At 72.7% G+C, this 6,519-nt stretch carries 4 protein-coding genes; 2 read left to right on the top strand and 2 right to left on the bottom strand.

Features of this window, described 5'->3' with window-relative positions:
- Nucleotides 1-169: 169 nt before the first annotated feature.
- Nucleotides 170-2,884: an AAA family ATPase gene (locus ACH4K4_RS25210; protein WP_398170233.1), complete on the bottom strand. Its 2,715-nt coding sequence runs from the start codon at nucleotides 2,882-2,884 to the stop codon at nucleotides 170-172.
- Between the two features lie 320 nt (nucleotides 2,885-3,204).
- Between ACH4K4_RS25210 and ACH4K4_RS25205 the strand changes: the two genes are divergently transcribed.
- Both ACH4K4_RS25205 and ACH4K4_RS25200 read left to right on the top strand, forming a co-directional pair.
- Nucleotides 3,205-3,678 carry a cupin domain-containing protein gene (locus ACH4K4_RS25205; RefSeq protein ID WP_398170231.1) on the top strand — a complete coding sequence of 158 codons (474 nt, stop codon included), beginning with the start codon at nucleotides 3,205-3,207 and terminating at the stop codon, nucleotides 3,676-3,678.
- A 210-nt stretch (nucleotides 3,679-3,888) separates the two neighbouring features.
- Nucleotides 3,889-4,893, top strand: a complete 1,005-nt coding sequence (locus ACH4K4_RS25200; RefSeq protein ID WP_398170335.1) for a serine hydrolase domain-containing protein — start codon at nucleotides 3,889-3,891, stop codon at nucleotides 4,891-4,893.
- On the opposite strand, the gene ACH4K4_RS25195 is transcribed toward ACH4K4_RS25200, so the two are convergent.
- The gene (locus ACH4K4_RS25195) at nucleotides 4,874-6,463 is read right to left on the bottom strand and encodes a PucR family transcriptional regulator (protein ID WP_398170229.1); all 1,590 of its coding nucleotides are present in this window, start codon (nucleotides 6,461-6,463) and stop codon (nucleotides 4,874-4,876) included. The genes ACH4K4_RS25200 and ACH4K4_RS25195 overlap by 20 nt on opposite strands.
- Nucleotides 6,464-6,519 lie beyond the last annotated feature (56 nt).

The raw sequence follows: 6,519 nt of genomic DNA, 5'->3' as shown, positions 1-6,519 counted from the left end.
GTCGACCCCCCGCCCCCACGCGGGTGCCAAGCGCGTTTAGCGTTGTGTCGGGCCGGCCGGGGGGGGCCCGGCCCGGGGGGGGGCCCCGCCCCCCCCCCCCCGGGGGGGGGGGCCCCCCCCCGGGCCCGGCGCCGCGGCAGGCGTGTGCACGTACCGCGGCGCCGGGTGGTCACAGCGGCATCTCGCGGAGCTGGCGGCGCGAGGAGATGCCCAGTTTGCGGTACACGTTGCGCAGGTGCGTGTCGACGGTGCGGGGACTGAGGAACAACATCACGCCCACTTCCTTGGACGTCGCGCCGGCAGCCACCTTCCCGGCGATGAGCCGCTCCTGCGCGGTGAGCCGGCCCAACGGGTCCTCGCCGTGCCGGCGCGGCTGTTCGCCGGTGGCGCGCAGTTCCCGGGCCGCGCGCTCGGCGAAGGCGCGGGCACCGATGCGCGACAGCGCATCGTGCGCCGCCCGCAGCTCGTCACGGGCCTCGGCCCGCCGGTTCTCACGGCGCAGCCACTCCCCGTACGTCAGCCGGGCGCGGGCGTGGAGCACCCGTACCCGCGTCCGGGCGAAGTGGTCGATGACCTGCCGGTACAGCGCGTCGCAGTCCTCGCCCCGTTCGAGGAGTGCCTGTGCCTGCAACCACTCGGCGACGGCCCACGGCACGGGGTACGCGCGGGCCAGCGCCTCCAGGTGTTTCATGGCCACGGCCGCGTCCTCGCCGCGCCCGGCGCGCGCGGCGGCTTCGACGAGTTCGGTGTAGACGGCCCAGATCGAGTAGGAACCGGCCTGGTGCCGGCGCTGGGCCGTCAGCGCGGCCTCCAGGGCCGCTTCGTAGTTGCCGAGCCCGTTGTGCAGTACCGCCCTGGCGTAGTGTTCGCCGGCGGCTTCGAACGGCCGCCCGTCACGGCCCACCAGCTCCCGCAGCTCGGCGAACCGTTCCTCGTCACCGCGGAAACCGGTGAGGACGAGTTCGGGCCCCAAAAGGGGCACCGTGCCCGCTGCCTCGTCGACGGACCGCGCCTCGCCGAGGCTGACGGCCGCCTCGTCGAACCGGCCGGCGGACACCCTGGCGACCGCCTGGTAGCGCAGAGCCTGCGGCAGCGAGGCGAGGGAGCCCTGGCCGCGCGCCAAGTCCACCTGGCAGTCCGCGATCTCCTCCATCGCCTCGTCGTCCCGCAGGTCGATGGCGACCTGGCAGAGCAGGTTCATCCGCCACGGGACCGACGAGCGGGCAGCCGAACGGTACGCCGTCACCGCGTCGCGCATCGCGGGCACCGCCTGCTCGGCGGGCAGCATGGACTGGTCCAGCAGAGCGTCGAGCAGCAGATCGACCGGCCGGGCGTGCTCCCGCTGCGGCGCCCGCTTGCGGATCCGGGCGCCGATCTCCTTGAGGAGGCCCGGGTGGTTGTCGTTGTACATGAACGACGCGAACGCCTCCAGGTACGTCTCCCTCGCCCGGTCCGGGGCCAGCTCCGCGACGGCGTCGACGAGCCTGGCGGTGGCTTCCGGGCCGTGGGAGAGCTGGTAGTCGATCCGCGCCCGCAGCAGGCGCGCCGTGGCACGGCCTTCGTCGTCCATCGGGCGCCGCTCCGCCCGGGTGACCAGGGCGCGGGCCGCGTCGGGCGCCCCGGCCTGCAGCCGCAGCTGGGCCGCGACGAGCAGCCGCCCGGCCTGGCGGGCACGAGCGGGAGTCAGCTGCCCCGCCCGCTCCATGAACGCGGCGGCCGCGGCGAACCCGCCGCGCGACCGCGCCCGGTCGGCGGACCGTTCCAGCTGCGCGGCGATCTCCTCGTCGGCGTCCATGACCGCGTGGGCCCGGTGCCATGCCCGGCGGTCGGGGTCGGTCCCCGGGTCGGTCGCCTCCGCGAGGACACCGTGCACGCTCCGGCGCTTCTCGGGGGTGGCCGACGCGTAGACCGCGGAGCGCACCAGCGGGTGCCGGAAGCGCAACAGCGGCCCCAGGGTCAGGAGTCCGGCGTTCTCCGCGAGTGTGAGCCCCGCGGCGTCCAGCCCGAGGAGCCGCGCCGCACGGCGCAGCAGGTCGAGATCGCCGACCGGCTCCGCCGCGGCGAGCACCACCAGCGTCCGCGTCGCGTCCGGCAACCGCTCGAAACGGCGGACGAACTGCTCCTCCAACGCGTCCACCACGCTGGCACGGAAGCGCGGCGGGCCGGGGACCCCGAACGGTTCCGCGTGATGGGCGAACTCCAGCAGCGCCAGCGGGTTTCCGTGCGCCTCGGCCAAAATCCGGTCGATGACCTCGGCATCCAGCCCGACATGTGTCGCCACTCCCAGCAGGGCCCTGGCGTCCTCGTCCCCCAGGCCCGCGAGCGGCACGCGCGGAAGCTCGGCGAGTCCGGAGGGCGGGCCGACGTCGCGCGCGGCGAACACGATCGCGATCCGCTCGGAGGCCACCCTCCGGGCCACGAACACCAGGGCGCGCCGCGAAGCGTCGTCGACCCACTGGGCGTCGTCCACCACGCAGCAGACCGGCCCGTCCTGCGCCGCCTCGTGCAGCAGCCCCAGGACGGCGAGGCCGACCGTCAACGGGTCGGGTATGGCCTGCGCGCCGAGGCCGAACACCGCCTCCAGCGTCCTTTGCTGCACCACGGGAAGTTTCCGCCGGTGTCCGAGGACCGGGGCGCACAGCTGGTGCAGCGTCGCGTAGAGGAGGTCGCGCTCGAACTCCGTACCGGCGGCCCGCAGCACCTCGAACCCGTCCAGCGCCCCCACCACGGCGTCGACGAGCGCCGACTTGCCGATTCCCGCCTCCCCTGCCACCACCAGGGCCCCGCCGCGCCCGGCGGCTGCGGACGTCACTAATCGATCGAACTCACACCGTTCTGCATGTCTGGCCACGAGCTGCACCGGAACCGTCCTCCGACTCACCATTGCTAGAGGCTTTCTCACGATCTCGTTCGTTGGGGTCAGGCCTGCGCCCCGACCGGTGCCTTCCTGACTGCTCTCACGTCTGGGAGACGACGGGCGCGGCCGACAGGTTCTTGATCGGAAGCGACATTCGGCGGAAGTGCGAACGCCGGGTCTTCCCAAGGGCCAGGTCAGGCGGGGCGGCCCGCGGAGCCGCCACGGCACCGATCCGGCCAAGTTGTCTCAGCGTGTGGTGCGGGCCTCCGGCACCGGCCATACTTGAATCCTCAACCAAGTGCCCACCGGCCACCTGGCCGGGTAGCGCGTCGGGAGGAGGACCTCACATGAGCATCGCCCTCGTACGAAATCCGGGCGACGGACCGGAGTTCCGCTATTACAGGAGCGCGATCGAGCAGGTCGTGTCAGATGCCGAGACGAACGGAGCGGTCACCGTCATGCGTCTCACCGTGGGCCGCGCGGACGCGCCGCCCCTGCACAGCCACAGCAGGGAGGACGAGAGCTGGGTGGTCCTGGCCGGCCGCGTCCGGTTCTGGATCGGGGCGGCCTCTCTCGACGAGTGCTACGTACGCGACGCCGAGCCGGGCGCCTACGTCTACGGGCCCCGATCGGTCCCCCACACGTTCCAGGCCATCACGCCGACCGCGGAAGTCCTCGTCATCAACAACCCCGGAGCCATCGAAGGCTACTTCCACTCGATCGGCCCCGCCGACGCGCGGAGCGACGCCGAACACACCGACATCCTCACGCAGTACGGAGTAACGCTCCTCGACACCCCGCCTCCCGCCTCGCCCCTTTAGCCAGAAGCACAAAGCAGGCGCGGCATCTCTGGACCACCGTCGCATGCACAAGGCCAGGCCAGGAGCAAGGCTGTCCGCATGCACATTCCAGCAAATATGCGATACCGGACGAGTGGTGCCGTGGCCTTGGCCTTCACAGCCTCTCTGCTGACAGCGCCCACCGCGGCGGCCGCGTCGCCACAGTGCGACACCGGCCCCGTCCGGACAGCGCTGAAGGCACTGAAAGAAGTCGGCGCCTCAGGAATCAGCGTCACGGTGAAGAGCCCGCGCTGCGGTGTCCGGAACGGCGGTGTCGGGCTCGCCGACCTCAGGACGGGCCGTCAGGCCGTCGGCAACGAGCACAGTCGTATCGCCAGCAATACCAAGACCTGGACGGCCACGGTCGTGCTCCAGCTCGTCGGCGAAGGCAGGATCGAGCTCGATGGCACCGTGGACGACTACCTGCCCGGACTCGTACGCACCGGGCCTTACGACGGGCGCGAAATCACCGTCAGGCAGCTTCTGCAGCACACCAGCGGCCTGCCCGATTACCTGAGCGCGCCCTACTGGGAGGACTTGGACGCGCACCGGTGGGAGCACATGGAGCCCTTGCAGACGGTCAAGCAGGCGCTGGCGCTGCCTCCGCCCGATGACAGGACTCCCGACGGCTTCTCCTACTCCAACACCAACTACAACCTTGCCGGCCTGATCGTCACGAAGGTCACCGGCCGCGGCATCGGCACCGAGATCGAGGAGCGGATCATCAAGCGCCTCGGACTGCGCGACACCTACTGGCCCGGCGACCGGACCACACTGCCCAAGCCGGACATGCGGGGCTACGTGGACCGGGACGGCACATTGGCGGACCGGACGGAATGGAACACTTCCGGCGCCGACGCGTCGGGGGCGCTGATCTCCACCGGCGCCGACGCGACCGCTTTCTGGACCGCGCTGATGACCGGGAAACTGCTGGGCCCGGCCCAGCTCGCCGAGATGAAGCGGACCGTTCCGGACAGCTTCCCCGGCGAGCGCTACGGCCTGGGAGTCGAGCGCTACGAGCGCGCCCCGGGTTTCGTCACTTGGGGCCACAGCGGCCACATGGAGAGCGGCCACAAGTTCAGGAACGCCGTCACCGATGACGGCCGGCGGGCCGTGACCCTGCTGATCGGCTCGGAAACATTCGACTCGGACAAGGTGGACTCCATCATCGGCGACCTCATCCGCGATCTCCGGTGATCTCGCCGAAGTTCGCCGAAGCCTTCAACTGGAGCCACAGCACCAGCCGTTCGTCGGGGTCGCCGAGGTCGATGCCGAGTTGCAGGCCGACCTGCTTCAGGCGGTAGCGGCAGGTGTTGGGATGGACGGAGAGCAGCTTCGCCGCGCCTGCCACGTCGCAGCCCGCGTCGAACCAGGACACCAGGGTACGGGCATAGTCGGTGCCGTGCTCGGCGTCCGCGGCCACGACCCGGCGCCAGGCGCCCTCCCGCAACTCCCGCCGGTCCCGCATCACTTCGGCCAGCCGCAGCAGCGTCACCCGGGGACGCAGCTCGTCGACCGTGGCCACCGGCAGCGCGTCGTGCAGCAGGCGCAGGACCGCGTCCGCGTCCGCCCGTGAGTCCGCCACACCGCCGAGGTCGGGCGCCACTGCGCCGAGTGCCGCCCGTACCGGCACGCGTAGCGACCGCTCGGCCCGGCGCACGATGTCCTCCGCCAGCTGCCGGTGCCGCTGGTGGGGCGCCCTCCGTTCCCCCTGCCCGCGCCCGCCGTGTCCGCCGGGCGCGGGCAGCAACGCGTACACCACCCCGTCCAGGAGTACGCACGCGTGCCGCCCGTAGCGCACCTCGCACTGCAGGCGCACGACGTCCAGCAGCCTGAGCGAGGTCCGCTCGGCGTCCGGCACACTCGCCGCGGAGTCCAGTACGAACGCGGCCACCCGGACCGCGTCCCATCCCAGGCGGTGTGCTGCCGCCAAGGCGTCCGCCGAACCGTCCAGCAGGCGTCGCACCAGGTCGGTGTTCTGGTGGCGGGCCAGTTCCCTGGCCGCGCGGGCGCGCAGCAGGAGCAGCGCCGCCGTGGAAGCGCCCTGGGCCACGGTCTCCTCGGCGTCCGGAGCGAGCGTGCCGCCGTCGACCACCCAGACCGAGCCGAGAGTCTCACCGCCGGCCCGCACCGCGACCGCGAGCCGCGGCAGGCCGCCCCCGGTGAGCGGGGGCAGCCGCACCGGTCCGTCTGCGGCGACCACCAACCTGACCTGCTCCGAGTTGTCCACGCTGCCCGGGACCTGCAGGCCGAGGATGCCTTGGCGGCGGTCCTCGTCGACCGGCTGGCCTGGCACAGTGGAGTAGGCCAGGATCCGCTGGCGCGGGTCCTCCACGGACGTCGCCCCGCCGGCCGCCGCCGCGATGGCGTCGGCCAGCGCGAACAGGTCCCCCAACCCGGCGTCGTGGGCGCAACCGGCGCCGATCGCCGAGGCCAGCATCAGGTGCACATGGTGCCAGGCGGTGTCCTCGCCGACGGCCAGCAGCGCCATGCCGTGCGCCTCGGCCTCGCCGACCGGCCCGTCCCCGCCTCGCACCACGACCCCGGCCATCCCCGCCTCCGCCGCGGCCCGCACCAACGGCCCGGCCGCGGCCGCCCGCACGCCGACCGCGAGCAACAGGGCTCCGGGCGCGTCGGGCAGCGGGGCGTGCGCGTCGTACAGCAGCACCTCGGTGACCGGGGTGGCGGGGCCGGCGGGCGCGGTGTGAAGCCGCAGGGCTGGGCTGCCGACGGCGTCGATCAGGTCGCCGAGTGTGCAGGCGTCCATAGGTGCTCCTCACCGCGCCGGTGGAACGTACGGTCCGGCCGGCCCTTTCCACCATC

This window comes from Streptomyces sp. NPDC017529 (assembly GCF_044329785.1).
Taxonomy (GTDB): Bacteria; Actinomycetota; Actinomycetes; order Streptomycetales; family Streptomycetaceae; genus Streptomyces.
Note: the sequence above shows the minus strand (reverse complement) of the source record. Positions and strands in the feature narration are given on the sequence as shown.